Annotated in this window: 21 protein-coding genes; 12 read left to right on the forward strand and 9 right to left on the reverse strand. The window is 70.6% G+C overall.

What is annotated here, in order from left to right; all coding sequences use genetic code 11:
- The first annotated feature begins 29 nt into the window (after positions 1–29).
- A complete protein-coding gene (locus DQE82_RS15520) occupies positions 30–1,574 on the forward strand; it encodes an NAD(P)-binding domain-containing protein (RefSeq protein WP_113973052.1) in 1,545 nt (514 codons plus the stop codon).
- Positions 1,564–2,997, forward strand: coding sequence for a class I adenylate-forming enzyme family protein (locus DQE82_RS15525; RefSeq protein ID WP_113973053.1), 1,434 nt, complete (start codon positions 1,564–1,566; stop codon positions 2,995–2,997). Before DQE82_RS15520 ends, DQE82_RS15525 begins: the two co-directional genes overlap by 11 nt.
- A gap of 102 nt (positions 2,998–3,099) precedes the next feature.
- Here the strand turns inward: DQE82_RS15525 and DQE82_RS15530 are convergent, their stop codons facing one another.
- The 3 genes from DQE82_RS15530 to DQE82_RS15540 are packed head-to-tail and all read right to left on the reverse strand — an operon-like array spanning position 3,100 to position 5,275.
- On the reverse strand, positions 3,100–3,585 hold the full coding sequence (locus tag DQE82_RS15530) for a DUF3237 domain-containing protein (RefSeq protein ID WP_113973054.1): 486 nt from the start codon (positions 3,583–3,585) through the stop codon (positions 3,100–3,102).
- Positions 3,582–4,049, reverse strand: coding sequence for a MarR family winged helix-turn-helix transcriptional regulator (locus DQE82_RS15535; RefSeq protein ID WP_199496004.1), 468 nt, complete (start codon positions 4,047–4,049; stop codon positions 3,582–3,584). Before DQE82_RS15535 ends, DQE82_RS15530 begins: the two co-directional genes overlap by 4 nt.
- Positions 4,046–5,275 carry a flavin-dependent oxidoreductase gene (locus DQE82_RS15540; protein WP_233514689.1) on the reverse strand — a complete coding sequence of 410 codons (1,230 nt, stop codon included), beginning with the start codon at positions 5,273–5,275 and terminating at the stop codon, positions 4,046–4,048. The genes DQE82_RS15535 and DQE82_RS15540 overlap by 4 nt, the downstream gene beginning before the upstream one ends.
- A gap of 237 nt (positions 5,276–5,512) precedes the next feature.
- Between DQE82_RS15540 and DQE82_RS15545 the strand changes: the two genes are divergently transcribed.
- The 6 genes from DQE82_RS15545 to DQE82_RS15570 are packed head-to-tail and all read left to right on the forward strand — an operon-like array spanning position 5,513 to position 14,005.
- Positions 5,513–6,490: an ABC transporter substrate-binding protein gene (locus DQE82_RS15545; RefSeq protein WP_113973117.1), complete on the forward strand. Its 978-nt coding sequence runs from the start codon at positions 5,513–5,515 to the stop codon at positions 6,488–6,490.
- A gap of 7 nt (positions 6,491–6,497) precedes the next feature.
- Entirely contained in the window at positions 6,498–7,268 is a 771-nt protein-coding gene (locus DQE82_RS15550; protein WP_043322952.1) for an ABC transporter permease, read from the forward strand.
- Positions 7,265–8,080, forward strand: a complete 816-nt coding sequence (locus DQE82_RS15555; protein WP_064445478.1) for an ABC transporter permease — start codon at positions 7,265–7,267, stop codon at positions 8,078–8,080. The genes DQE82_RS15550 and DQE82_RS15555 overlap by 4 nt, the downstream gene beginning before the upstream one ends.
- Positions 8,073–8,891, forward strand: a complete 819-nt coding sequence (locus DQE82_RS15560) for an ABC transporter ATP-binding protein (protein WP_199496006.1) — start codon at positions 8,073–8,075, stop codon at positions 8,889–8,891. The genes DQE82_RS15555 and DQE82_RS15560 overlap by 8 nt, the downstream gene beginning before the upstream one ends.
- 56 nt (positions 8,892–8,947) lie before the next feature.
- Positions 8,948–11,542, forward strand: coding sequence for a bifunctional acetaldehyde-CoA/alcohol dehydrogenase (gene adhE, locus DQE82_RS15565; protein ID WP_233514677.1), 2,595 nt, complete (start codon positions 8,948–8,950; stop codon positions 11,540–11,542).
- A gap of 33 nt (positions 11,543–11,575) precedes the next feature.
- The gene (locus DQE82_RS15570) at positions 11,576–14,005 is read left to right on the forward strand and encodes a phosphoketolase (RefSeq protein ID WP_113973056.1); all 2,430 of its coding nucleotides are present in this window, start codon (positions 11,576–11,578) and stop codon (positions 14,003–14,005) included.
- 65 nt (positions 14,006–14,070) lie between these two features.
- On the opposite strand, the gene DQE82_RS15575 is transcribed toward DQE82_RS15570, so the two are convergent.
- Together DQE82_RS15575 and DQE82_RS15580 are read right to left on the reverse strand one after the other, a co-directional pair.
- On the reverse strand, positions 14,071–16,035 hold the full coding sequence (locus DQE82_RS15575) for a right-handed parallel beta-helix repeat-containing protein (protein ID WP_069088319.1): 1,965 nt from the start codon (positions 16,033–16,035) through the stop codon (positions 14,071–14,073).
- 27 nt (positions 16,036–16,062) lie between these two features.
- The gene (locus DQE82_RS15580; protein ID WP_113973057.1) at positions 16,063–17,727 is read right to left on the reverse strand and encodes a CocE/NonD family hydrolase; all 1,665 of its coding nucleotides are present in this window, start codon (positions 17,725–17,727) and stop codon (positions 16,063–16,065) included.
- Between the two features lie 80 nt (positions 17,728–17,807).
- Between DQE82_RS15580 and DQE82_RS15585 the strand changes: the two genes are divergently transcribed.
- The gene (locus DQE82_RS15585; RefSeq protein WP_082930888.1) at positions 17,808–19,337 is read left to right on the forward strand and encodes a glycoside hydrolase family 43 protein; all 1,530 of its coding nucleotides are present in this window, start codon (positions 17,808–17,810) and stop codon (positions 19,335–19,337) included.
- A 17-nt stretch (positions 19,338–19,354) separates the two neighbouring features.
- Here DQE82_RS15585 and DQE82_RS15590 read toward each other — a convergent pair whose 3' ends face one another.
- From DQE82_RS15590 to DQE82_RS15605, 4 genes are all read right to left on the reverse strand, one after another.
- Positions 19,355–20,224 carry a carbohydrate ABC transporter permease gene (locus tag DQE82_RS15590; protein ID WP_043322941.1) on the reverse strand — a complete coding sequence of 290 codons (870 nt, stop codon included), beginning with the start codon at positions 20,222–20,224 and terminating at the stop codon, positions 19,355–19,357.
- A complete protein-coding gene (locus DQE82_RS15595) occupies positions 20,221–21,174 on the reverse strand; it encodes a carbohydrate ABC transporter permease (RefSeq protein ID WP_051611455.1) in 954 nt (317 codons plus the stop codon). The genes DQE82_RS15590 and DQE82_RS15595 overlap by 4 nt, the downstream gene beginning before the upstream one ends.
- Positions 21,175–21,245: 71 nt before the next feature.
- Positions 21,246–22,502 carry an ABC transporter substrate-binding protein gene (locus DQE82_RS15600; protein ID WP_043322939.1) on the reverse strand — a complete coding sequence of 419 codons (1,257 nt, stop codon included), beginning with the start codon at positions 22,500–22,502 and terminating at the stop codon, positions 21,246–21,248.
- A 392-nt stretch (positions 22,503–22,894) separates the two neighbouring features.
- Positions 22,895–24,421: an alpha-N-arabinofuranosidase gene (locus DQE82_RS15605; RefSeq protein WP_113973058.1), complete on the reverse strand. Its 1,527-nt coding sequence runs from the start codon at positions 24,419–24,421 to the stop codon at positions 22,895–22,897.
- Positions 24,422–24,576: 155 nt separating this feature from the next.
- Here DQE82_RS15605 and DQE82_RS15610 point away from each other — a divergent pair, with 155 nt between their 5' ends.
- Genes DQE82_RS15610 through DQE82_RS15620 form a run of 3 tightly spaced genes read left to right on the forward strand, consistent with a single transcriptional unit; the run spans position 24,577 to position 26,830 of the window.
- Positions 24,577–24,972, forward strand: coding sequence for a GntR family transcriptional regulator (locus DQE82_RS15610; protein WP_043322934.1), 396 nt, complete (start codon positions 24,577–24,579; stop codon positions 24,970–24,972).
- Complete coding sequence (locus DQE82_RS15615) at positions 24,969–25,868, forward strand: ABC transporter ATP-binding protein (protein ID WP_113973059.1); 900 nt, start codon at positions 24,969–24,971, stop codon at positions 25,866–25,868. The genes DQE82_RS15610 and DQE82_RS15615 overlap by 4 nt, the downstream gene beginning before the upstream one ends.
- Positions 25,865–26,830, forward strand: a complete 966-nt coding sequence (locus tag DQE82_RS15620) for an ABC transporter permease subunit (RefSeq protein ID WP_113973060.1) — start codon at positions 25,865–25,867, stop codon at positions 26,828–26,830. Before DQE82_RS15615 ends, DQE82_RS15620 begins: the two co-directional genes overlap by 4 nt.
- Positions 26,831–26,858: the final 28 nt, after the last annotated feature.

The raw sequence follows: 26,858 nt of genomic DNA on the forward strand, positions 1-26,858 counted from the left end.
TCTGAGATCGAGTCGCTACGTTGCGGCGCATGACGGTCGACTATCTGATCATCGGAGCCGGACCGGCCGGGTTGCAGCTCGCTCACCTGCTGGAGCGCGACGGCCGCGACTACCTGGTCCTGGAGGCCGGCCCGGCGCCGGGCACGTTCTTCACCACCTACCCCCGGCACCGGCAACTCATCTCGATCAACAAGGTCTGGACCGGGTCCGACGATCCGGAGTTCAACCTGCGCGCGGACTGGAACTCGCTGCTCACCGACGATCCGGCGCTGCTGTTCAAGAACTACAGCCGCCGGTACTTCCCGGACGCGGCCGACCTGGTGCGCTACCTCGCCGACTTCGCACGCGGCCTCCGGGTCAGGTACGACACCCGGGTCACCCGGATCGCGCGCGACGGCGACCTGTTCACCGTCGACACCGGCGACGACACCCTCACCGCCCGCCGGGTGGTCGTCGCCACCGGCGTGTCCCAGCTGTACGTCCCGCCGATCGAGGGCGCCGCGCTCGCCGAGCGGTACGACACGGTCAGCGTCGACCCGGACGACTTCACGAACCAGCGCGTCCTCATCATCGGCAAGGGCAACTCGGCCTTCGAGACCGCTGACGCCCTGGTCGAGACGGCCGCTGTCATCCACCTCGCCGGCCCGCACTCGATCAAGCTGGCGTGGCAGTCGCACTACGTCGGGCACCTGCGCGCGGTGAACAACAACTTCCTCGACACGTACCAGCTCAAGTCGCAGAACGCGGTCCTCGACGGCGTCGTCGAGCGGATCGCCCGGCGCGACGACGGCGGCTACCGGATCGACTTCCGGTACGCCCGCACGGTCGAGGCGATCCGGCAGATCGACTACGACCGGGTCATCCTCTGCACCGGATTCCGGTTCGACGCGAGCATCTTCGACCCGTCCGCCCGGCCGCGGCTGGTCATCAACGACCGCTTCCCGGAGCAGACCCCGGCGTACGAGTCGGTGAACGTGCCCGGCCTCTACTTCGCCGGCACCCTCACCCAGCAGCGCGACTTCAAGCGCTCGACGAACGGGTTCATCCACGGCTTCCGGTACGGCGTGCGGGCCCTGCACCGCATCCTCGGCGCCCGCCACCACGACACCCCGTGGCCGGCCACGCCGCTGGAACCCACCCCGGAGGCGATCGCCGACGCGGTCATCGCCCGGATCAACCGCACCTCGGCGCTGTGGCAACAGTTCGCGGTCCTCGGCGACGTCGTCGTCGTCGACGGCGACACCGCGCGCTACCACGAGGAGGTGCCCGTCGCGTACGTGCACGACGGCGGCCTGGGCCCGGAGCCGTTCGCGTTCGTGGTCACCCTGGAGTACGGGCCGGACCACGACCAGGTCGACCCGTTCGACGTCACGGTGCCCCGGATCGCCGAGAACGACGCCGCGCACGCGCACGACGCCAGCTACCTGCACCCGGTCGTCCGGGTCCATCGCGGCGGCCGGGTCGTCGCGACGCACCACCTCGCGGAGAACCTGGAGAACCACTGGAATCTGCCGGACGTGCACCACCAGCCGCTCGTGCTCTTCGTCAAGGGCGTGCTCTCCGATGCCGGCTGAGGTCTGGCCGCAGCCCGTGCTGGACCTGCTCGCCACCGGTGACGACCGGCCGGTCTTCGAGGACGGCGACCGGAGGGTCACCACGGCCCAGATGTACCGGCTGGTCCGGCGCATCGCCGCCGGGCTCCGGGCCGCGGGGGCCGGCCCCGGCGTCGGGGTGGCCCTGCGGCTCGGCGTCACCGCGGAGGCGTTCGCGGCGATCATCGCGGCGTTCGCGGTCGGCGCCCGGGTATCCGGAATCCGCCCCGACCTGACACCGGCCCACCGCGCCTGGCAACTCGGCGAGAACACGCTGCTGGTCGACGACGCCCGGGTCGCCGAGTTGGCGGGCACCCCCGACGACGGAAGGCCGCTGATCGCCGCCGGTCGCCCGGACGACGTCGCCCGGATCGTCTGGACCAGCGGCAGCACCGGCAGCCCGAAGGGCTGCGCGCAGACGTACGCGGCGATGAGCGCGGCCTGGGCCCCGTACCCGGACCGGTGGCCCCCGGCGATCGCCGACCTCGCCACCCGGCTCCAGCGTTACCTGGTCTTCGGCTCGCTGAGCAGCCAGGTGATGCTGGAGTACGGCATCCTCACCCTGGCCGCGGGCGGCACCCTCGTCGCGGCCCGGCCCCCGGGTTTCCCCGGCATGATCGCCCGGCACCGGGCGACCGCCAGCGTCATCACCGTGGGCAAGCTGTACCAGCTCGTGCGCGACCAGCGCGCCGATCCGGTCGACCTGAGCAGCCTACGGGCCCTGCTGGTGTCCGGCTCCCCACTCCCACCGGGCCGGCTGGCCGAGGCGCTCGACGTGCTCGGCCCCGTCGTCTTCCACGGCTACGGCCAGACCGAGACCGGCATGATCACGATGGTGACGCCGGCCGAGATGCTCGCGTCCCCGGCCGCGCTCGCCTCGGTCGGCCGCCCACCGGCGGTGACCGCGCTGTCCATCCGGGACGCCGACGGCCGGCCCGCCACCGAGGGGGAACTGTTCGTGCGGACACCGGCGCAGGCCACCGCCTACTGGGACGACCCGGACGAGACCGCCGACGTGTTCGTCGACGGCTGGGTGCGCACCCGCGACCTGGCCCGGCTGGACGGCGACGGCTACCTGCACCTGCTCGGCCGGATCCGGGACGTCATCATCGTGCACGCCAACCTGGTGTACGCGGGCCCGATCGAACGGGTCCTCGCCGCCGATCCCACGGTCGCCGAGGCGTACGTCGTCGGCCGTCCCGACGACGTCACCGGGGAGGCGGTGCACGCGTACGTGGTGCCGGCCGCCGGTCACGACATCGATGCCGGGCGGCTGCGTGCCGTGGTGACGGAGGCGCTGGGCGACTCGTCGGCACCGAAGACGATCCAGGCCATCGAGCGGGTTCCGGTGGCGGCGAGCGGCAAGCCGGACAAGCGCGCCCTGGCGTACCCGACACCCACATGACCTTCACCGGTCGTCACCGTCGGCGCGCTCCTGCTCGGGTACGCGCTGATCGTGCCGTGGATCTACGCGGGAGTGCAGATCTGAGGCCCGGAGCGCGAACACCTACGTGACGCGGTAGGCGGTGTAGCGCACCCGGTCGGCCTCGCGGATCGCCGACGCCACGAAGATCGACTGCTCCAGCGCGGCCAGCGCGGGCACCGACGTCTCCAGTCGTACGCCCAGGCGGAAGTAGTACTCGGCGGGGTCGACCGCGTCGCCGCGCAACAACGCCGCGAGGATCTCAGGGCGTCCGCTGCGGACGCCGAACGTCCGGAGGTAGACGTGGCCGCCGTCGGCGGTGCGCGCCGAGTAGCGCGTGTCGATCTCGATCGCGCCGTCGGGGCGGACCAGCTGCCAGTCGGCGCCGCCGGGCAGGATGTCGGCGTCGAACAGGCCGGTGACCCGGCCGCCGACGACAGGCACCACGCGCCGGTGGCCCGCACGGGTCACCCCGTGGTCCTCCAGCACGCCGAGCCGCACCTCCACGTCGAACGCGGCCTCCAGTCCGGGCACCGCCGGGGCGCTGACGGCGGGTCGGCGCGTACTCATGGGGTGTCCTTGGTGTCCGCGAGCGCGTCGCGCAGGCGTTCCAGCGCGGGCACCGCGGCGGCGAGGGCCGCGCGGTCCGCCGCCGACAGGGTGGCCGCGGCGCGGGCGACCAGGTCTCCGCTCGCGAGGTCGAAGCGGTCGAACAGGTCGAGGGCCTTCGGGGTGGCCAGGACGTCGACGTGGCGGTGGTTGCCGGGACGGGGGCGGCGCTCGACCAGGCCGTTGCCCGCCATCGTGGTGAGCAGGTTGCTGACCGTCGAGCGGCTCAGGCGGAGTCGTTCGGCCAGCTCACCGGGGCCGGACACGGTGCCGCGGGGCAGTGCCCGCACGATCTCGATCTGCGCGTCCGGGATCTCCGGCAGGTGCTCGGCGGCCCGGGCCGCGGCGAGCAGCGTGCGGCGCAGCGGTGAGATGACCGACGCCAGGCGTGCCGCGTCCAGTTCGGCCGATTCGGGGCCGGTCACGGCAGGACACCGGAGAAGACCGTCGGCGTCAGGGAGGCACGTTCGTTGAGATCGGCGGGCAGGAAGCCGGCCGCCTTCTTGTAGCCGGTGGCGATCTCGGTCAGCTCGTCCGGCGGGATGACGTCGTGGATGTGCGCGAACCCGTCCGGCGCGCGCTCGCGGGCGAGCACCATCACCTGCTCCGGGCCCTGCCGCCGGTTGCTCAGCACGAGCGCGGTGGTCGCCGGCCGCCGGTCCGCCTCGTAGGCGTCCAGCGCCGCCGGGACCGTCGTCGCGGTGGCGAGGTGGAAGGCGAGGGTACGCGCGTCCAGGATCGCCTGCGACGCCCCATTGGAGCCGTTCGGGTACATCGGGTGTGCCGCGTCTCCGAGCAGCGTCGTGTTCCCGTGGGTCCACGTGTCGATGGGGTCGCGGTCCACCATGGGGTATTCCAGGATCTCGTCGGCGGCGGCCAGCAGTTCCGGCACGTCGAGCCACGGGAAACGCCAGTCCGCGAAGAGCGCGACGACGGGCGCGGGGTCGACCGCCCGGTTCCAGTCCGCGTTGGGCCCGGCGAAGCCGGGGCCGCGCCGCTCGGCCACGACGTTGATCACGCCGGGACCGATCGGGTACGCGACGAACTTCTGCTCCGCGTCCCCCGCCATGATCATGGTTCGCCCGTCCAGGAATCCGGGTGCCCGGGCCGTCCCCCGCCACAGCGTCAGCCCGTTCCAGAGCGGCTCGCCCTCGTCGGGCTGATGTTGCCGGCGCAGCGCGGAGTGGATGCCGTCCGCGCCGACGATCAGGTCGGCCGCGACGCTCACCTCTCCCGCTGCCGTGGCGAAGCGTGCGACGCCGTCGTGGACGCCGACGAGCCGGTGCCCGGTGCGCACCACGTCGGCGCCCAGCCGTTCCCGCACCACGGCGAGCAGTTCCATCTGGAACCGGCCGCGGTGCACGGAAAGCTGCGGCCAGCGATATCCGGCGTCCAGTCCGCGCGGCTCGCTCCAGATCTGCTGACCGTGCCGGTTGTAGTAAGCGAGTGTGCCGGGTGCGGCGCCCAGCCTTTCCACGCGTTCTCCGAGGCCCAATTCGGTCAGCTCTCGGACGGCGTGCGGAAGCAGATTGATCCCGACGCCGAGTGGGCGCAGCGCGTCGGCGCGCTCATAGACGGCGATGTCACGGAAGCCGGCCCGGTGCAGGCTGAGCGCGGTGGTGAGGCCACCGATACCAGCGCCCACGATCACGATCGCCAAGTCGTCGCCCCCTCCGCCACCGCACAGTTTGGTCACAAAATCGTCGTTCGTCAAGACGCATTGTCATCGAGGTCTGACCACTTCGGGCGCAATGCGAGTGGCCTTATCAGAATTCTTGACAATCAATCAACTCTGCACGACGCTGATCGACGCGGTCGGATGGTTCATCTCTGTTCGCCGGCCCCACTCCTCCGGATGCACCAGCGCTTCGCACGGAAGGGCTCGTCCATGAAGAAGGTCACCGCCCTGGCTGTTCTCGCCAGCGTCGCGATCGCCCTGACCGGCTGCACCGACTCCGACGCCACCGATCCGTCCCCCGGGTCGAGCGGCGAGCTGCGCAAGGTCCGCGTGGCGGCGCTGCCCATCAGCGAGACCGCCGCGCTGTGGGGCGGCATCAAGGCGGGCATCTTCCGGGAGCAGGGGCTCGACGTGGAAGTGGTGCCCGCACAGGGCGGGGCCCAGGCCATCCCGGCCCTGATCAACGGCGACATCGACTTCGCCATCGGTCAGCCGTTCGGCCCGTTCCGGGCCGACCTGCAGAACCTCGGCGTGGTGATCATCGGCAACTACGCGTCGTCCTACGCCGACGGTGACGACATCAACGCCGTGCTGGCGTCGGCGAAATCCGGCATCACCCGGCCGTCCCAGCTCGCCGGGCGCAAGGTGTCGGTGAACAGCCTGGGCGCCGCCGGCGACGTCACGATCATGGCGGCGGTCGAGAAGGACGGCGGCGACCCCACCAAGGTCAAGTTCGTCGAGGTGGCCTTCCCGGACGCGCCCGCCCAGCTCGCCGCCGGCAACATCGACGCAGCCTGGGTGACCGAGCCGTTCATCACCCAGATGCGCAAGCGCGGCGACGTCCTCGTGGTCGCTCCGTACCAGGCCACCGTCCCCGGACTCACCACCCTGACGACGATCACGTCGAGCAAGCTGAAGGACTCCGACGCCACGCTCGTCGCGGACTTCTCGGCGGCGATGAAGAAGACGCTCGCCTGGGCCAAGGATCCGGCCAACGAGAAGGATCTGCGCCAGGCCATCAAGGACAACCTCGAACTGCCGGAGGCGGTGGCGGACTCCGTGCGGCTCCCGTCGTTCGGGTGGGAGCTCGACCGGGCCGGCCTGGAGCAACTGGCGACGCTCGCCCAGAAGTACCGCGTGCTCGACCGGCGCCCCGACTTCGACCGCCTCATCCAGCAGCAGCAGTAGCCGGCCGATGCGCAAGATCCTGCTGGGCGCCGTCGGCCTGCTGGGGTTCCTCGTCGTCTGGCAACTGATCCCGGCGCTGGGGCTGGTCGACCCGGACTACCTGCCGTACCCCACCGACGTGTTCGGACGGCTGGCCCAGGAGGTCCGCGACCTGGCGTTCTGGCGTCGGGTCCGGCTCACCATGACGTCGTGGGCGATCGGTCTGACGGTGGCGACGCTCGCGGCGGTCGCGCTGGGCACCGTGGTCGGGATGGTGCCGTTCCTGCGTCGCGCGACCCACACGACAGTCGAGTTCCTGCGACCGGTGCCGTCGGTCGCGCTGATCCCGCTGGCCGTGCTGATGTTCGGCCTGCAGATGCGCGCCGCTCTCGTCATCATCGTCTACGCGGCGTTCTGGCAGGTGTTCGTGCAGGTGATCTACGGCGTCGCCGACGTCGACAGCGTCGCCCGGGACACCGCGCGGAGTTTCGGCCTCACCCGCGCCGAGCGGCTGCGCTACCTCATCCTGCCGACCGCTCTGCCGTACCTGATGACCGGCCTGCGCCTCGGCGCGGCGGTCGCGCTCATCCTGGCCGTCACCGCCGAGATGGTGATCGGCAACCCCGGCCTCGGTCGGATGATCGAGCTGTCCCGCTCCGCCGGTGACGCCGTCGGCCTGTACGGCCTCGTCGTGGTCACCGGGATGCTCGGCCTGCTGGTGAACGTCGTGTTCCGCTTCGTCGAACGCCGCTCGCTGGCCTGGCACCAGTCGGTGCTCGCGGACGAGGCGGCCCGATGACCGCCGTCGGCGCGGCAAAGGCCCGCCCTCGTGACCTGGGCGTCAGGGTCGCCGAGAACCTCCTGTTCGCGGTCGGCCTTCCGGTCCTGGCCGTGGGCCTCTGGGCGGTCTGGTCCACCCGGTCGACGAGCCGGTTCCTCGTCGGCCCCGGCACGCTCCTCGACGCGTTCCGGCAGACCTGGATCGGCCCGGCGTTCGTCGAGGACGTCCTGCCGAGCGTGTACCGGCTCCTGATCGGCCTGTTCGCGTCGATCCTGCTCGGCGTCGCCGCCGGCGTCGTCATCGGCCGGCTCCGCCCGCTACGCGAGATGCTCGAGCCGCTGCTGGAGTTCTTCCGCGCGATTCCGCCGCCGGTGCTGATCCCGGTCGCGATGCTCCTGCTCGGCATCACCGACACCATGAAGGTCGTCGTCATCACCTCCGGCGCGATCTGGCCGATCCTGCTGAACACGATCGAAGGCGTCCGGTCGACCGACAGCGTGATGCTGGAGACCGCCCGCTCGTTCCGGATCTCGCGGTGGGACCGGCTGTGGCTGCTGATCCTCCCGGCGGCGAGTCCGCGCATCATGACCGGCGTACGGCAGGCGCTCTCGGTGGCCCTGATCCTCATGGTCATCTCGGAGATGTTCGCGTCGTCGGCGGGCCTCGGCTACCGGATCGCCTACTTCCAGCGGAACTACCTCATCGCCGAGATGTGGAGCGGCATCCTCCTGCTCGGCCTCATCGGCGTCTTCCTCGCCGTGGCCTTCGGTGTCGTCGAACGCCGCGTCCTGCGCTGGTACCACGGAATGAAGGAGATCACCCGTGCCTGACGGGACCCCCCTGTTGCGGGTCGAGCACCTGCGGAAGGTCTACGCCTCCGGCCGGGGCGAGGTCGAGGCGATCGGGGATCTCAGCTTCACCATGGATCCCGGTGAGCTGCTGTGCGTCGTCGGTCCCTCCGGCTGCGGCAAGACCACGCTCCTGAAATGCCTCGCCGGACTGCTGCGGCCCACCAGCGGCCTGGTCGAGATGGAGGGCTCGCCGGTGACCGGGCCGAGCCCGGCGATGGCCGTGGTCTTCCAGGAGTACGGCCGCAGCCTCTACCCGTGGCTGACCGTCCGCGGCAACGTGGAGCTTCCGCTCCGCCACAAGAAGCTCTCCCGCGCCGAACGCGCCCGGCTGGTCGCCGACGCCCTCGACGCGGTCGGGCTGCCGCAGTCGGCGCGCAGCCACCCGTGGCAGCTCTCCGGCGGAATGCAGCAACGGGTGGCGATCGCCCGCGCCATCGCGTACCAGCCGGACGTGCTGATCATGGACGAGCCGTTCGCCGCGGTGGACGCGCAGACCCGCGCGGACCTGGAGGACCTCGTCCGCGAACTGCACCTGACCCGGGGGATCTCCACCGTCTTCGTGACGCACGACATCGACGAGTCCGTCTACCTGGGCCAGCGCGTACTCGTCCTGTCGAACTCACCGACCCGGGTCCAGGAGGACCTGGTGATCGACCTCCCGGCGAAACGCGATCAGCTCACCACCCGGGCCCTGCCCCGGTTCACCGAACTGCGGACCCACGTCTACGAGCAGATCCAGCGGGCCAAGCGCGGGCCGGTGGTCCCGTCCTCGCGGGCCCACCGGCCATAGTCGCATCGATCACCGCGGATCTATGTTCGGGGTGACGACCGATGGAGGGCGGAAGCATGATCGGAACCCTGGTGGAGAACGGTCTCACGGCGTTGGCCGCCTACGACTCCTACGGCCAGGAACAGATCGACGGGATCGTGAAGAAGGCGTCGGTGGCGGCGCTCGGCCGGCACGCCGAACTCGCGATGCTGGCGGTCGAGGAGACCGGTCGCGGCGTGTTCGAGGACAAGGCGGTGAAGAACATCTTCGCCTGCGAACACGTCACCAACCACATGGCCGACGTCCGCACGGTCGGGGTGATCGCTCAGGACGACATCACGGGCATCACCCAGATCGCCGAGCCGGTCGGCGTGGTGGCCGCGGTGACGCCCGTGACGAACCCGACCTCGACCACCATCTTCAAGGCGCTGCTGGCCCTCAAGACCCGCAACCCGGTCATCTTCGCCTTCCACCCGGCGGCGCAACGGTGCAGCCAGGAAGCGGCCCGCACGGTCCGCGACGCCGCCGTCGCCGCCGGCGCGCCGGCGCACTGCATCCAGTGGATCGACGAGCCGTCGGTGGCCGCGACGAACGAGCTGATGCGCCATCCCGACGTCTCGGTGGTCCTGGCGACAGGTGGCAACGCCATGGTCCGGGCCGCCTACTCCACCGGCAAACCGGCGCTGGGCGTCGGCGCCGGGAACGTCCCCGCGTACCTGGAGGCGTCGGCCGACGTGGCCCGCGCGGTGAACGACGTGGTGCTGTCCAAGGCGTTCGACAACGGCATGATCTGCGCCTCCGAGCAGGCCGTCATCATCGACGACGCGATCCGGCCGGCCGCCCTCGCCGAGTTCCGGCGACTGCACGCCCACATCGCGACGCCGGAGGAGAAGTCGCTGCTGGAGAAGCTGCTCTTCGGCTCCGGGAAGCTCAACCCGGACGTGGTCGGGCAGCCGGTGACCTGGATCGCCGAACACGCCGGATTCCCGGTCGACCCGGACACCTCGATCATCCTGGTTCCGGTCGACCGGGTCGGCCCGGCCGAGCCGCTGACCCGGGAGAAGCTCTGCCCGGTGCTCGCCCTGCTGCCCGCCACCGGCCACGACCAGGGATTCGAGTACGCCGAGCAGATGGTCGAGTTCGACGGCCTGGGGCACAGCGCCGTCATCCACACGCGCGACGCCGACCTGGCCGAGGCGTACGGCCGCCGGGTCAAGGCCGTCCGGATCATCTGGAACGCGCCGGCCTCGCAGGGCGGCATCGGCGACATGTACAACGCCTTCCTGCCGTCGCTGACGCTGGGCTGCGGAAGCTACGGCCACAACTCGGTGTCGCACAACGTCACAGCGGTCGACCTCATCAACATCAAGCGGGTGGCCCGGCGGACGAACAACCTGCAGTGGTTCAAGGTGCCGCCGAAGATCTACTTCGAGCCGAACGCGATCCGCTACCTCGCCGACATGCCCGGCGTGCGCCGGGTCACCGTGGTGACCGACCACACCATGACCAGACTGGGGTACGTGGACCGCGTGCTGTCCGTGCTGCACCGCCGCCGCGAGCAGGTCGCCCTGCAGATCATCGACGACGTCGAGCCGGAGCCCAGCGTACAAACGGTCGACCGGGGCGCCGAGTTGATGCGCTCGTTCCGCCCGGACACCATCGTCGCGCTCGGGGGCGGTTCGGCGATGGACGCCGCCAAGGTGATGTGGCTGCGCTACGAGCACCCCGAGGTGGTCTTCGCCGATCTGCGGGAGAAGTTCTTCGACATCCGCAAACGCGCCTTCAAGTTCCCCACCCTCGGCGCGCTGGCCCAACTCGTCTGCGTTCCGACCACCTCCGGCACCGGAGCCGAGGTCACCCCGTTCGCGGTCATCACCGACACCGATTCCGGCAAGAAGTACCCGCTCGCCGACTACGCGCTCACCCCGAGCGTGGCGATCGTCGACCCGGTCCTGGCCGCCGACCTGCCGGCGGTGGTCACCGCGGACAGCGGCTTCGACGCGCTCACCCACGCCATCGAGTCGTACGTGTCGGTCTACGCCAACGACTTCACCGACGGTCTGGCCCTGCACGCCGTCCGGCTCATCTTCGGCAACCTCGCCCGGGCCGTGCACCAGGGCGCCGCGGACCCGGTGGCCCGCGAGAAGATGCACAACGCCGGCACGATCGCCGGCATGGCGTTCGGCAGCGCCTTCCTCGGCATCGTGCACGCCATGTCGCACACCCTGGGTGCCACGTTCCACGTCGCACACGGGCGCACCAACGCGATCCTGCTCCCGCACGTCATCGGGTACAACGGGACCGTGCCGAGCAAGCTCACCGGCTGGCCCAGGTACGAGACGTACCGGGCGCCGCAGCGCTTCGCCGACATCGCCCGTACCCTCGGGCTGCCCGCGGCCACCGACGCCGAAGCGGTCGAAGCCCTGGCCACGGCGATCGAGCGCCTGCGCGACGAGGTCGGCATCGAGCCGTCGTTCGCGGCCGTCGGGGTGGACGAGCGGGCCTTCCTCGCCGCGCTGCCGCAGCAGGCGCTGAACGCGTACGAGGACCAGTGCGCGCCGGCCAATCCGCGGATGCCGATGCTCGGCGACATGCAGGAACTGATGCGCGCCGCGTACTACGGATCGAGAGGGCCGAAGGTCCCGCGGCTTGCGGTCTGCGGCCCCCGGTGAACGAGCCCGGCTGGGCCTAACCTGGGTCCGGACATGACGAGATCAGTGAAAGGAAGCACGGTGACCGCGGTCGAATCCGAAATCCGTACGCTCGCCGAACTCGACGACACCGAACTCGCCCGTCTGGACGCGTGGTGGCGGGCGAACAACTACCTGACCATCGGGCAGATCTACCTGCAGGGCAACCCGCTGCTGCGCGAGCCGCTGTCGGCCGAGCACATCAAGCCGCGCCTGCTCGGCCACTGGGGAACCAGCCCCGGCCTGTCGCTGATCTACGCGCATGTCTCCCGGCTGATCCGGCACACCGGTCAGCAGGCGATCTACCTGGCCGGCCCGGGCCACGGCGGGCCGGCGCTGGTGGCCGCCGGCTATCTGGAGGGCACCTACAGCGAGATCTACCCGGACGTCAGCCAGGACGAGGCCGGGATGCTGCGCCTGTTCCGGCAGTTCTCCAGCCCGGGCGGCATCCCGTCGCACGTGTCGGTGACCACCCCGGGCTCCATCCACGAGGGTGGCGAGCTGGGCTACGTCCTGGTCCACGCGTTCGGCGCGGTGATGGACAACCCCGACCTGCTGGCCATCGCGGTGGTGGGCGACGGCGAGGCCGAGACCGGGCCGCTCGAGGGTTCCTGGAAGGGCGTGTCCTTCCTCAACCCCGAACGCGACGGCGCCGTCCTGCCGATCCTGCACCTCAACGACGCCAAGATCTCCGGTCCCACCGTACTCGGGCGCAAGGACCCCGAGGAGGTACGCCACCTGCTGCGGGGCCACGGCTACGACGTCATCGAGGTCGAGGGCTCCGACCTGCCCGGCATGCACCACCGCTTCGCCGCCGCGCTCGCCGCCGCGTGGACGAGGATCCGCGACATCCAGACCGCCGCCCGTGACGGTTCCTGGGACGGCACCCGCCCGACCTGGCCGCTGATCGTCCTGCGGTCGCCGAAGGGCTGGACCGGCCCGGACACCGTCGACGGGACGCCGGTCACCGGCACGTGGCGCTCGCACCAGGTGCCGCTGTCCGGCGTCAAGGACAACCCGGAGCACCTCGCGCTGCTCGAGCGCTGGCTCAGGTCGTACCGTCCGGAGGAGCTGTTCGATTCCACCGGCGCGCCGGTGGCGCTGATCCGGGACCAGGCCCCCGACGGCGACCTGCGGATGAGCGCCAGCCCGCACGCCAACGGCGGACTGCTGACCCGGGACCTGGACCTGCCGGACTTCCGGTCGTACGCGATCGAGGTGCCCCGGCCGGCGCAGCAGCGGGCCGAGTCGACGCGCAAGCTGGGCGAGATGATCCGCGACATCTACACGCGCAACGCCGACCGGTTCCGGTTGTTCTGTCCGGACGAGACCAACAGCAACCGCCTCGGCAGCGTCTTCGACGTCTCCGACCGTGCCTTCATGGAGCGGGTGACACCGGAGGACGTGGCGATCGGCCGCGACGGCCGGGTGATGGAGGTGCTGAGCGAGCACAACTGCCACGGCTGGCTGGAAGGCTACAACCTGACCGGCCGGCACGGCATGTTCGCCACCTACGAGGCGTTCGCGATGGTCAGCGCCTCGCAGACCGTGCAGCACGGCAAGTGGTTGCAGGAGGCCAAGCACCTGCCCTGGCGGGCGAAGGTGCCGAGCCTCAACGTGCTGCTCACCTCGACGGCGTGGCGCAACGACCACAACGGCTTCTCCCACCAGGGGCCGGGCCTGATCCAGGTGGTGCTCACCCAGCGGGGCGACGTCGCCCGGGTCTACCTGCCGCCGGACGCCAACACCCTGCTGTCGGTGGCCGACCACTGCTTCCGGTCGCGGTCGTACATCAACCTGATCGTCATCGACAAGCAGCCGCAGCTGCAGTACCTGTCCATGGACGAGGCGATCGAACACTGCGCCCGCGGCGCGGGGATCTGGGAGTGGGCCGGCACCGACGACGGCACCAGCGACCCCGACATCGTCCTGGCCTGCGCCGGCGACGTCGTCACCATGGAGACGGTCGCGGCGGCGCAGATCCTGCGCGAGCGGCTGCCCGGGCTCAAGGTCCGCGTGGTCAACGTGGTCAACCTGATGACCCTGGTCCGGCCCAAGGACCACCCGCACGGCATGAGCGAGACCCTGTTCACCGAGCTGTTCACCGACGACGTAGACGTGATCTTCTCCTTCCACGGCTACCCCGGCGCGATCCACCAGCTCGTCCACGGCCGCCCGGACGCGGACCGGTTCCGCGTGCGTGGCTTCATCGAGCAGGGCACGACCACCACGCCGTTCGACATGACGGTGCGCAACAAGGCGTCGCGGTACCACCTCGTGATGGACGCCATCAACAACGCCAAGCGCCTCCCGCGCGGCGCCGCCGACCTCAAGGCGTGGTGCCGCAGCCAGCTCGACCGCCACGAGACGTACGTGGTGGAGCACCTGGAGGACATGCCCGAGGTGCGCGACTGGGCCCTCGGCGACTGGGCCGCGCGCGGCTGAGGCAGACGGAGACGGTGACGCGGGCCGGCGTCACCGTCTCCGTTCGCGTACGGGCGGGTCCGCCGTCAGAGGACGCGCGTGCGGCGCGACCCGGACGCGAGGCCCGCGATCGGGCCGACGGCGCCGTTGCGTCCCGGTTGCCGGGGTTCCCCGACCAGGTCGACGCCCATGACGGCCGGGCTGCCGTCCGGCTCCTCGAAATCCGCGTCGGCGCACCGGACCCGTTCCAGATCCCGGCCGGTGACCACACCGACACGGGCCTCGTCGAACGTCTCGGGCAGATCGGTGACGAGCCAGACCGCGTCGCCCTCGGCGACGACCGTCACCGTCGCGGCGCCCAGCACCCACGGCTCACGCTCGCCCGCGAACGGCCGGGCGCCCGCGGCGTAGGCGTTCGCCCGGGCGTACACCGGCTGTTTCACGTCGAGGTACTTCTTCTGGTCGCTGGGCGGCTGCTCGTCCAGGCGGGCCAGGTACTCCGCGAACGACGCGGGATGGCCGTCGTATCCGGCGGTGCCGCCCAGCGGCGTCCCCCGACCCTCCGCACCCGTCGCGTAGGCCGCGCCCGGATCGCCGCCCAGGAAGAGGTTGCCCACGTACCTGTCGTCCCCACCGTAGATCACCGCGTACCCGGCGACCTGCGTGCTGTGCGGCAGGTGGTACGGGGTGGCGCGGTCCAGCACCGGCTCCAGCCGTACCGTGCCGCAGATCAGGTTGTTGACGAAGGCACCGCCCTGGCTGAACAGCTCCAACGCGGCGGGTGAGCCGAAGATGTTGTGTTCGACCAGGTAGGGACCGTGGCTGACCTCGACGAAGAGGTCCCGGCAGTTGTCGTGGTAGACGTTGCGGGAGACCCGGGTGCCCTGCGCCTGCCAGTCCAGCCAGGTGCCGAGCGAGCAGTCGTGAATCCGGTTGTGCCGGATCACCACGTCGATGGCGGCGTGCAGCTTGATGCCGGCGATCTCGTACCCGTAGAACTCGCGTTTCAGGCCGATGCGGTGGATGTGGTTGTCCTCGATGGTGGAGAACGCACACCCGAGGTGACCCACTATCGCGTTCTGGCCGCAGTCGTAGATCGTGTTGCGGCGGATCACGTGCGAGCCGATGTGCTCCCGGTCCCACCCGATCCGGCGGGCCGCGAAGACCGACTCCAGCTGGTACTGGTAGCCCGGCTTGTCGCCGCGCAGAGCGGAGAAGTTCTGCCCGGTGGAGCCCTCCTTCCCGATCGAGATCGCCGAGCACTTGGCGTCGTGGATCACGTTGTCCTCGATGACCCAGCCCTTCGCCCAGCCGGGTCCGATCAGGCCCGGCTGGTCGGCGGTCGGTGGCGCCCACGGGCTGGCCGCGTGCGCCAACTCGAAGCCACGGACGGTGATGTAGTCCAGGTGCGGCTGTTCCGGGTAGAAGACGCTGCGGCGTACGTTGATCTCGACCAGTTCCGTGTTCGGGTCGGCGCCCTGGAAGTTGGCCCAGATCGTCGTCTGTTCACCGACCTCGGCGTACCAGACGAGCCGGGTCTGGTCGGGATCGCCGACCGGACGGGTCACCCCGGTCCAGTCGTCGACGACCTCGGTACGCCGGGGCGGGTCCTCGACCTCCGCGCGGCTCCCCACCTCGAAGAAACTCAGGCCGTTCAGGTAGACCTCGCCGAGGTGCTTGGGTGGCGTGCCGGTGCGGTGGACGATCCAGTCACCTGTCACCTCCTCGGCGAACGGATTGAACGAGCCGAACAGCGCGTTGTCGACTCGTGCCCGCCACACCGTCCCGCCGAGCGGCTCCCAGCCGGTGACGCGCTCCGATCCCTTGATCACCACGTGCTCGCCGGGCGCGGCCTCGTAGGTGATGCGGCGGGAGTCGCTGAGACCGCCGTGGCGTGGCTTCACCCACTCGCGGTACTCCCCCGCGTGCACCACCACCGTGTCACCGGGCTGGGCGACGCCGGCCGCCCGGTTGATCGTCCGGAACGGCCGCTCGGCGCAGCCGTCGGCGCGATCGGAACCGCTTGTCGCCACATGGAATACGGATGCCATCCGGGGGTCCCTTCTGGAGATGTCTGTTCAGGTCCATACCGGCAGGTCGATCCGGGACGGGTGGTCGCCGCCGTGGGAGATCTCCTGCTCCGCCCGCACCGTTTTGGCCGCGGTGGCGGCCGGCTCGCCGGTGCCGGGATTGCGGGCGTAGCGCGGATGCGCTCCGGAACTGACCTGCACGGCGACGCGGTGGCCGGCGGCGAAGCGGTGGAACGCCGGCCACAGCGGCACCTCCAGCTCGACGAACCCGTCCTCGTCCGGTTGCGGGTCGGTAGCCGCGGTACCGACGCCGCCGACGCGGCGGATCCCGTCGCACACGCTCATCGAGCGGCCGTCGGGGTGCACGTCGCAGATCCGCACGAACACGTCCGCGCTGGCCGCCGTCGAACGGAACCGGACATGGGCGGTCGGCTCCCCGGCGAGTACGAGCGCGTGCGCCAGCGGTGGACTGCGGAAGACGGCCACGTCCGCGCGGCGTTCGTGGGCGCTGTTGTCGACCGGCCCCGGGGACGGGCCCATGCCGGGGCCGCCGAGCGCGGGCGTGGGCCGGTCGGGATCGTAGGTGTAGCGGGTGCTGCCCGCGCCGGGGACGGCCGGGTCGAGCAGCCCCGACGGGTGCAGGTGCCACCGCTGCGCCACGGTGCCCGGCGGTGGCCACGCGGGCAGATCGTGCCACTGCTCCGCGCCGGTGAGGAAGGCGCGCACCGGTGCCGGCCGGGTCGTGGGCGCGCCGGCGAAGTGTTCCTTGAGGAACGCGATGGACTCGGTGAGGAACGGGCTCTGCGCGCTGCTGTGGCCCCACGGGCCGATGGTCAGCCGGGGCGGGCGGCCGGCCGCGACGAGTTGGGCGTAGTTGCGCAGCTGCCAGGGCAGGAAGATGTCGTACCAGCCGGTGGCCATGTACACGGGCGCGGTGACGTCGGGCACCGACGCGGTGTGCGACTGCCGGGTCCAGTAGTCGTCGGTGAGCTTCTCGTGGGCCAGCCAGTCCTGGTACCAGCTGATGGGGTGGCCCGCCACCGCGGTGTCGCCACCGGACAGCGGCAGCACGTCGAAGGCCGCGGCCAGCTTCCGGTCCGGCCGCCGCGCGAGCCACGCCCGGACCAGGGCGCCGCGCAGGCCCCGCAGGTCCATCCGGCGCGACCAGCCGAGCGAGCCCTCCAGCGAGAACGCGCCGTTGGTCCAGGTGATCGGGCCGAAGTCGGCCATCGTGACGTTCAGGCACAGCGCGTCCGGGGCGTTGCCGGGGTCGTCACGGCACATCCGTCCGGCCACCGCCCACTGGGTGTAGCCGAGGTAGCTCTCCCCGTACGTCGCGACGGTGCCGGTGCACCACTGCTGGCGGCGTACCCACCGGTGGGTGGCGATGCCGTCGCGCTGCTCGTCGAGCTGTGGCCGGAAACTGCCACCGGAGCCACCGGTGCCGCGGCAGCTCTGCACCAGCACCGTGAACCCCGCGCGGGCCAGCGCCGGCGCGTGGGTCAGCGAGCCGTGCCGGCCGTACGGGGAGCGGACGACGATCGTGGGCAACGGCGGTTCCACCACGCCGACCGGCTGGTAGAGGTCGGCCACCAGCTCGACGCCGTCGTCCATCGGCACGCGCAGCCCGCGCCGCACGGTGAAGGTGTACGGGAACTCCGTGGCCGCGTCGCGACGGGGGCGCCGGGACAGGAGGCGGCCGAGAACTGTCATCGCCCACTCGCGGGTTGTCCGATACGGTTCGCGACATCGACACTCGTGGAGGCGTTGTGCCCGTACGAGAAGGAGCGGAAATGGAACCGGAGCCTGCGGACGACGGCTACCGCAACCCGATCCTCCCGGGCTTCTGGCCCGATCCGAGCATCTGCCGCGCCGGTGACGACTACTACCTCGTGTGTTCGAGCTTCGAGTACGCGCCCGGTGTGCCGATCTTCCACAGTCGTGACCTGGTCAGCTGGCAGCAGATCGGCAACGTGCTGGACCGCGCCGATCAGCTCCGTTTGCCGGCCGACACGCTCGCCTCGCGGGGCATCTACGCGCCGACGATCCGCCACCACGACGGCCGGTTCTGGGTCGTCACGACGAACGTCACGCTCGACCGGCACCTGATCGTCACGGCGACCGACCCGGCCGGCCCGTGGTCGGACCCGGTCTACCTGGATCTGCCCCGCGTGGACCCGTCGCTGGCGTGGGACGACGACGGCACCTGCTGGATGACGGTGTCCGGGGTCGAGTCGTACCGGATCGACCCGCGTACCGGAGAGGTCCTGGAAGGGCCGGTGGCGATGTGGTCGGGGACGGGTGGCCAGTACCCGGAGGCGCCGCATCTGTACCGGGTCGGCGACTGGTGGTACCTGCTCGTCTCGGAGGGCGGCACCCACACCGGCCACGCGGTGAGTGTCGCTCGCGCCCGCTCGCCACGCGGGCCGTTCCAGCCGGGGCCGGCCAATCCGATCCTGACGCATCGCGGCACCGACCGGCCGGTGCAGGCGACCGGGCACGCCGACATGGTCGACGCGGCCGACGGCAGCTGGTGGATGGTTCTGCTGGGGATCCGGCCAAAGGGCCAGTGGCCGCCCTACCACGTCCTGGGACGGGAGACGTTCCTGGCGCCGGTGCGCTGGGTCGACGGGTGGCCGGTGGTCGACCCGGTCTCGATCGCCAACGGCCCGGATGGGACGAGCCGGTGGGCCGAGCGGGACGACTTCGACGACGAGCGGCTCGGCCCACAGTGGATCTCTCCCCGTAGCCGGCCCGACTCGGCGTGGTCGTTGACCGACCGGCCCGGCTGGCTGACGCTGCACGCGACCGGCGACAGCCTCGACCGCAGTGGCGCCACCGTCGTCGGCCGCCGCCAGCAGCACCACGACTGCCGGGTCAGCGCCCGCCTCGATCCCGGCTCCGGCCGGTCCGGCCTGACGATCAGGATCGACGAGGCCCACCACTACGACCTGGAGCTCGCCCGGGGGCGGGCCCGGGTCGTCGGCCGGGTCGGACCGTTTCGGCAGGTGTTCGGGGAGTGCCCGGTGCCCGCGGGGGCGGTGACCGTGGCGCTGGCCATCCGGACCACCGGCGTGCTGCCCCCGACGGTCACCTCGTCCGGCGACCTGGCGCGGGCGGGCCTCGTCGGCGTCACGGCGGCCGGCAGTGACACGATCAGCTTCGAGGTCGAGACCGGCGACGGCTGGTCGTGCCTGGCGGAGCTCGACGGGCGCTACCTGTCCACCGAGGTCGCCTCCGGGTTCACCGGCCGGGTCATCGGCATGTACGTCACCGAGGGAAGCGCCGGTTTCGACTGGTTCGACTACCGGCCGGCCGGCTGACGGGACCGAGACGGACCTCACCCCTTGAATGCGCCTTCCATGATTCCCTGCACCAGACGGCGTCCGACGAACACGAACAGCACCAGCAGCGGAATGGTGGCCAGGAACGAGCCGGACATGGCCAGCCCCAGGTCGATGTCCCGGTTCTGCTGCAGCGCCTTGATGGCGATCTGGACGGTGTAGTTCTCCGGCGACTTCAGGACGATGAACGGCCACAGGAAATCGTTCCACGCGTAGACGAACGTGAACAGCCCCAGCACGTACGCCGCCGGGCGGACCAGCGGGAACGCGATCCGCCAGAAGATCTGCCAGGTGGTGGCGCCGTCGACACGTGCCGCGGCCATCAGCTCGTCGTCGATGGTGCTGCCGATGTGCTGACGCATCCAGAAGATGCCGAACGCGCTGACCAGACCGGGAACGATCACCGCCTGCAGGGTGTCGACCCACTCCAGCTGGGACATGATCAGGTACTGCGGCACCACCGCCAGCTGCGCCGGCACCGTCATGGTCAGCACGACGATGAGGAACAGCGTGTTGCGGCCGGGGAAGGACAGCTTGGCGAAGGCGAACCCGGCCAGCGCGCAGAGCACCGCCTGGCCCACGGCGATCGTGCCGGCGACGATGACGCTGTTGAGCAGGGACTGCACGAACGGCACGATGGTGAAGACCAGCTCCGCCAGGTGCAGGAAGTTGCCGCCGGGTGTGATCGTCGGCGGGAGGGTCGTCGCGGTGGCGGAGTCCGTCGTCGCCACCACGAACATCCAGTAGAGCGGGAAGACGCTGGCGAGCGCCACGAGCGTGAGCAGCGCGTACACCGCGATCGAGACGCGGTTGGCCGAGCGCCGCCGGGTCCGTACGGGCGCGGCGGTCGAGGGTGCGGGCTTCATGGGCGCTCCGAGCGGACGCGGGTGGCCAGCAGATAGTTGAGTCCGGAGAAGGCGACCACGATGACGAAGAGCGCGACGCCGACCGCCGCGCCGTAGCCGAAGTGGAACTGCCCGAAGGACTGCTCGTAGAGGTAGAGGGTGACGGTCTGGCACTGCCGTGCCGCCCCGCACGTGAGCCCACCCACCGGGTTGGCCAGCAGCGGCTCGGTGAAGACCTGCAACCCGCCGATGGTCGACGTCACGACGGTGAACGCGATGATCGGCCGCAACGACGGGATGCTGATGTGCAGGAACTGTTTCCAGCCGTTCGCGCCGTCGGCGGCGGCGGCCTCGTACAGCTCCCGGGGTACCGACTGCAGCGCGGCGAGGTACAGCAGCGTGTTGTACCCGGTCCAGCGCCAGGCGATCATCGTGGCGATCATGACGTGGCTGCCCCAGAGCGAGGCTGTGAAGTCGATGTGGTCGAAGCCCAGCAGCCCGAGGAACCAGTTGATCATGCCGTAGTCGCGGTCGAACATCTGCGCGAAGACGATGGTCGTGGCCGCGACCGAGGTGACGTAGGGGACGAGCACCGACATCCGGAACAACGCGGCCAGCCGCAGCCGCGCGTGGTTGAGCAGATGCGCCAGGCCGAGCGCCAGGAGCAACTGCGGCACCGTCGACATCACCCAGATGCTGAACGTGTTCCGCAACGCGCCCCAGAAGCGCGGGTCGTGCAGAAGTTCGGTGAAGTTGTCCAGCCCCACGAAACGGTGCTCACCGATGGGATCCCAGTCGAACAGGGAGATGTAGAAGGTGAACAGCAGCGGGAAGAGACCGAAGATCAGGAAGAGCACGAAGAACGGCGCGATGTACGCGTACGGCGCCAAGAACTCCCGTACGCCCTGCTGGATCCGCCGTCTGCGATGGGGCCGCCGGAGGTCCGGCGGGGCCGTGGCCGGGCTGAGCATGGTGGTCAAAGCGTCACCTCCGCGATGGGCGGCAGCCGGGCGGTGCCCGGCTGCCGCACGTCAGCCCTCGGTCATTCGCGTACGGCGTTCTTGACGTTTGTCAGCGCGGTGTCCCAGGCCTTCGCCGGGCTCACCTTGCCCTGTTCGACGCTGGTGAGCGTGTTGAGGAACTCGGTGCCGATCGGGCCGTCCTGCGGGCCGAAGTAGAAGGGCTTGATCCCCAGCACCGACTGGGTGTAGATCTTGCCGATCGGCGCGTTGCTGAAGAACGGGTCGGTCTTTCCGACCAGCTGCGGGTCCGTGTAGACCGACGGCGTGGTGGGCAGCGACCCCTGCATCAGGAAGTGCTCGAGCTGGCCCTTCGGCGACTGCATCTCGGAGATGTAGTTCCACGCCGCTTTCGCGTTCTTGGCGCGCTTGGGGATGGCGAGGAAGCTGCCGCCCCAGTTCCCCGAACCCCCGGGAATGGTGGCGATGTCCCACTTGCCGTTCGTCTCGGGGGCGTTCGTCTTCATCTGGCTGAGCATCCAGGACGGTGAGCACACCACCGCGTAGTCGCCCTTCTTCATGGCCGCGGTCCAGCCGGAGGAGAACGACCCCTGCTTGGCGGAGATGCCCGCCTCGAAGGCCTTCAGCGTCACGTCGAACGCCGCCTTGACCTGCTCGTTGTCGTAGTCGAGCTTGCGGTCGGCGCTGTAGTAGCGCTGGCTGCCCTGGTTGACCGCCTGGAAGAAGACGCTGGTCGGCGTGTTGTCCACGAACGGTTTCCCGGTCTTCTGGACGTACTGCTTACCGACGTTGATGAACTCGTCCCACGTCGGCCAGAGCTTGGCGACCTCGTCCCGGTCGGTGGGCAGGCCGGCCGCCTTGAACAGATCGGTACGGTAGGCGACCGCCAGCCCGCCGACGTCGGTCGGCACCCCGATGATCTTGTTGTCCTTGGTCGTCGCCTGCGACATCACCCAGTCGAGGTAGTTCCCCTTGATGTCGCCGGCGCCCAGCGTGGTGAGGTCGACGAAGTTGTCCGGCGACTGCATGAACTTCGGCAGGTCGTCGGCCTGGATGAGCACCAGGTCGGGCACCTTGCCACCGGCCAGCGCGGCGGTGAGCGCCTGCGCGGTCTCGGTGGTGCTGCCGACCTCGGTGAGCTTGATGCGCACATCGGGGTGCGCCTTGGTGTAGACGTCGACGTCGGCCTTCTGGTTGATGTTGGCAAACGACCAGAACTCGAAGGTCTTCGAGTCGGATTCGCCGTCTGATCCGCCACATCCGCCGAGGAGGAGCGCGGCGGTGGCGATGATGGCTACGGTGCTCCGGACGCGTTTCAACGGCCCTCCATGCGGTAATCGTGCGCGGCGGTGGTCGGGTGACCGCGGCGAATCAGCGCGACGGTCCCTCCGGCGGTGGGCACCGCAGGCGAGGTCGTCGTCTCCGAAACTTATCGAGATATTTACATGCCAGGATTGTGTGCGCTGAGGCTACTAAGTGCCCCGCCATCCGTCAACGACCCCGCTGCCTGCGGTAGCACCGGGCAAGAGGCAGACGTTCCGACCGGCACAGCACCGAAAATTATCGGACCGAGCAGCGCGCCACTGGGCGAACTCGATCGACCGAGGTCACTGGCGATTACTGGCCCCAGGCGCCGGAGTGAGGAGAGGAACGCAGGCGTCACCGGACCGCTGTCGTCACGCGGCCGTGCGCGGAGCCGTGTGTCCGGCGGTCAGGCGAGGTCGAGCGCCACCGTGACGTACGCGTGCGGCGGCAGTTCGACCTCCAGGCCACGCGGGTGGTCCGTGACCCCGGCGTGCTCGCGGGGCGCGACGCCAGTGGTCGACGGCGTGTTGTGCGCGTCGAGCGCGTCGGCGGTCAGGACGGTGGCACGGTGGGAGGTGACGTCCCGACCGCGCAGGTCGAGGACGACGGTCACCGGACGCCGCGCGTCGAGGTTCGACAGCGAGACCAGCGCCGTGTCGCCGCGCGTCGAGGCGGACGCCGAGAGCGTCGCCAGGTGATCCCCCACCACCTCGCGCACCGGAACGTCGCCCTTGAAGGTCACCGCGAGCGACGCCGCGTCGTGGTGGGCCCGGTTCATCGCGAACACGTGGTACGAGGGCGTCAGCACGAGCGCGCCCGTCTCCGGGTCGGTGAGAATCATGGCCTGGAGCACGTTCACTGTCTGCGCGATGTTCGCCATCACGACGCGCGCCGCGTGGCGGTGGAACGTGTCGAGGTGCACCGCGGCCACCAGCGCGTCGCGCAGCGTGTTCTGCTGGTAGAGGAAGCCGGGGTTGGTGCCCGGCTCCACGTCCCACCAGGTGCCCCACTCGTCCACGACGAGGCCGACCTTGCGCTGCGGGTCCCAGCGGTCCATGACCGCCTCGTGGCGTGAGACCAGCTCCTCGATCCGGGTCGCGTTCCGCAGCGCGAGGTACCACTCCTCCTCGTCGAAGCCGGTCGCCGCGCCCTTCGACGACCAGCCCCGGGTCATCGTGTAGTAGTGCAGCGAGACGGCCTGGAACGGCCAGGCGCGGGAGTCCGGCGCTGCGAGGTCGTCGAAGGAGCGCATCAACGTCTCGGTCCAGTGGTAGTCGTCGCTGTTCGCGCCCGCGGCGATCCGGTAGACGGTGTTGTCGCCGTGGTCGCGGACGTAGGTGGCGTACTGGCGGGCCAGCGAGGCGAACTGCTCGACGCGCAGGTTGCCGCCGCAGCCCCACGCCTCGTTGCCCAGTCCCCAGAACGGGACCCGCCAGGGCTCGTCGCGCCCGTTCTCCCGCCGCAGGGCGGCCATCGGAGAGTCGTCGCCGCGGGTCAGGTACTCGACCCACTCGGACATCTCCCGCACGCTGCCCGAGCCGACGTTGCCGGAGACGTACGGATCCGCGCCCAGCAGCTCGCACAGCGCCATGAACTCGTGCGTGCCGAAGGAGTTGTCCTCGACCACGTCGCCCCAGTGCGAGTTGACCATGCGGGGGCGCAGCTCGCGCGGGCCGATCCCGTCGCGCCAGTGGTAGTCGTCGGCGAAGCAGCCGCCCGGCCAGCGCAGGTTCGGGATGCCGATGCGGCGCAGCGCCTCCACCACGTCGAGGCGGATCCCGCCCTCGTTCGGGATCGCGGAGCCCTCCCCCACCCAGAAGCCGCCGTAGACGCAGCGCCCCAGGTGCTCCGCGAAGTGGCCGTAGACGTGGCGGGAGATGGTGGGGCCGGTCAGGTCGAGGTCAATGACGGCGGTGACGGTGGAGGCGGTCATGGTCGTCCTTGCTGGAAGCGGCCTGCGGGATGCGGCGTCGGCAACGATACAGCCATCGGCGATCATGTCGATCCCCCAGCCGCGGCCAACCCGCCCTTCTTGACCGCTCACCTGCTGCTTTACTACGGTACTAGTAAAACAGCGAAGGGCTACCAGTGTTCGTCTTCCGGCTCGACACCCACTCCGGCGTGCCGCCGTACCTGCAACTCGTCCAGCAGGTCCGCCAGGCGGTGCTGCTGGGCTTCCTCCAACCCGGCGACCGCCTCCCGCTCATCCGCGAGGTGGTCGAGGACCTGGCCATCAACCCGAACACCGTGGCCAAGGCGTACCGGCAGATGGAGCAGGAGAACCTGGTCACCGGCCGGCCCGGCCAGGGCACGTTCGTCACCGAGCAGCAGTCGGCCGCGATGTCGCCGTCGACGTACACGTCGCTGCGCCGCGGCCTGGCGACGTGGCTGCGCCGCGCCTACGAGGCCGGCCTCGACGAGCAGGCGGTCGACGCGCTCTTCACCTCCGTCCACCAGCAGACGAGAAACGAGGACGTGGCGTGACAGACACCGAGATCGCGCTGCGCACCGACGGCGTGGGCAAGCGGTACCGGAAGGGCTGGGCGCTGCGCGACTGCACCCTGACCCTGCCGGCGGGCGGCGTGATCGCCCTGGTCGGGCCGAACGGCGCGGGCAAGACCACGCTGCTGCGCCTGATCGTCGGGCTGCTGGCGCCGAGCACCGGCACCGTCGAGGTCCTCGGCCACGACGTCACCGCCAGCACCCCGCAGACCCTGTCCCGGATCGGGTTCCTGGCCCAGGACCACCCGCTGTACAAGCGCTTCACCGTCGCCGAGATGCTCCGCTTCGGCCGGGCCTGCAACCTCCGCTTCGACCAGGGGCTGGCCGAGCGCCGGCTGGCGAAACTGGGCATCCCGCTGGACCGCCGGGCCGGCTCGCTCTCCGGCGGGCAGCAGGCCCAGGTCGCGTTGGCCCTGGCCCTGGCGAAACGGCCGGACCTGCTCGTCCTCGACGAGCCGGTCGCCAGCCTCGACCCGCTGGCCCGGCGCGAATTCCTGCAGGTCCTCATGGGCGCGGTGGCCGACGGCGGGGTGACGGTCCTGTTCTCCTCCCACGTCGTGCACGAGCTGGAACGTGTCTGCGACCACCTGGTCGTGCTCAACCACGGCCGGGTCACGCTCACCGGTGACATCGACACCCTCCTCGCCGAGCACCGGCTGCTCGTCGGCCCGCGCACGGCCACCGACCTCGACCGGGCCGGCGCCGTCGTGGAGGCCGTCCACAGCGACCGGCACACCACCCTGCTGGTACGCGACGGCGGGATCCCGGCCGCCCCGGGCTGGCAGGCCCAGCCGGTCGGGCTGGAGGACCTGGTGCTGGCGTACCTGCGCCGGCCGTCCGAGCCGGGCGCCGCGGTCCCGTCGGAGGTGGCGGCATGACGTGGTTGATCTGGCGCCAGCACCGCACCGAGGTCTGCGTCCTGGCTCTGCTCCTCGGCGTGTTCGGCATCGCCCTGCTGGTGCTCGGAACGCAGGCCCACGACCTGTTCCCCGGCGGCCCCGCCCGGTGCGCGGCAACAGCAGGCGCCGGCGAGACGTGCACGGCCGCCTTCCGCCGGCTCGACGAGGAGTACGGGTACGTCGAGAACCTCCTCGCGGCCTTCTACCTGGTGCCCGTCCTCATCGGCGCGTTCCTCGGCGCGCCGCTGCTCGCCCGCGAACTGGAGGACGGCACCTGGCAGCTCGCCTGGACCCAGGCCGTGCCGCGGATGCGCTGGCTGGCGGCCAAGCTCGCCGCGCTGGCCGGCGTCACAGTCGCGCTCACCGGCATGTTCACCGCCGTGCTCACCTGGTTCCGTCAGCCGTTCGACGCCTGGGAAGGGCGGTTCCAGTACGACGCCTTCGACCTGGAAGGGCTCGTTCCGCTGGCGTACGCGCTGTTCGCGTTCGGCGTCGCCACCGCCGCGGGGGCGATCCTGCGGCGCAGCCTGCCCGCGTTCGGCGTCGCGTTCGGGGCGTTCCTCGCCGCCCGGATGTCGGTGGCGCTGCTGGCCCGTCCCGCGTACGCCACGCCGCTCACCACCATGGAGCCGGTCCCCGCCGGCGGCACGAAGGGTCAGGCCGGAGCCGGCGTCGCCGACTGGGTGATCGAACGCGGCTACGCGGACGCCGCCGGGCGCAGGCTGAGCTCGACGGAGTACTACGAACTGGAGGACGCGGCCAACCAGGCCGGCACGAACCTCAGCCAGTTCCTGCACGAACGCGGCATCCAGCGGTTCGGGGTCTACCACCCGGCCGACCGGTTCTGGACCTTCCAGCTCATCGAGGCGGCGGTGTTCGTCGCGGTCGCGGCGATCCTGATCGGCGTGGTGGTGTGGCGGGTACGCCGCCGGGTGATCTAGCGCCCTGCATCGGACATCCGGTGAGTCC

The sequence above is a fragment of the Micromonospora sp. LHW51205 genome (assembly GCF_003315815.1).
GTDB lineage: Bacteria > Actinomycetota > Actinomycetes > Mycobacteriales > Micromonosporaceae > Micromonospora > Micromonospora chalcea.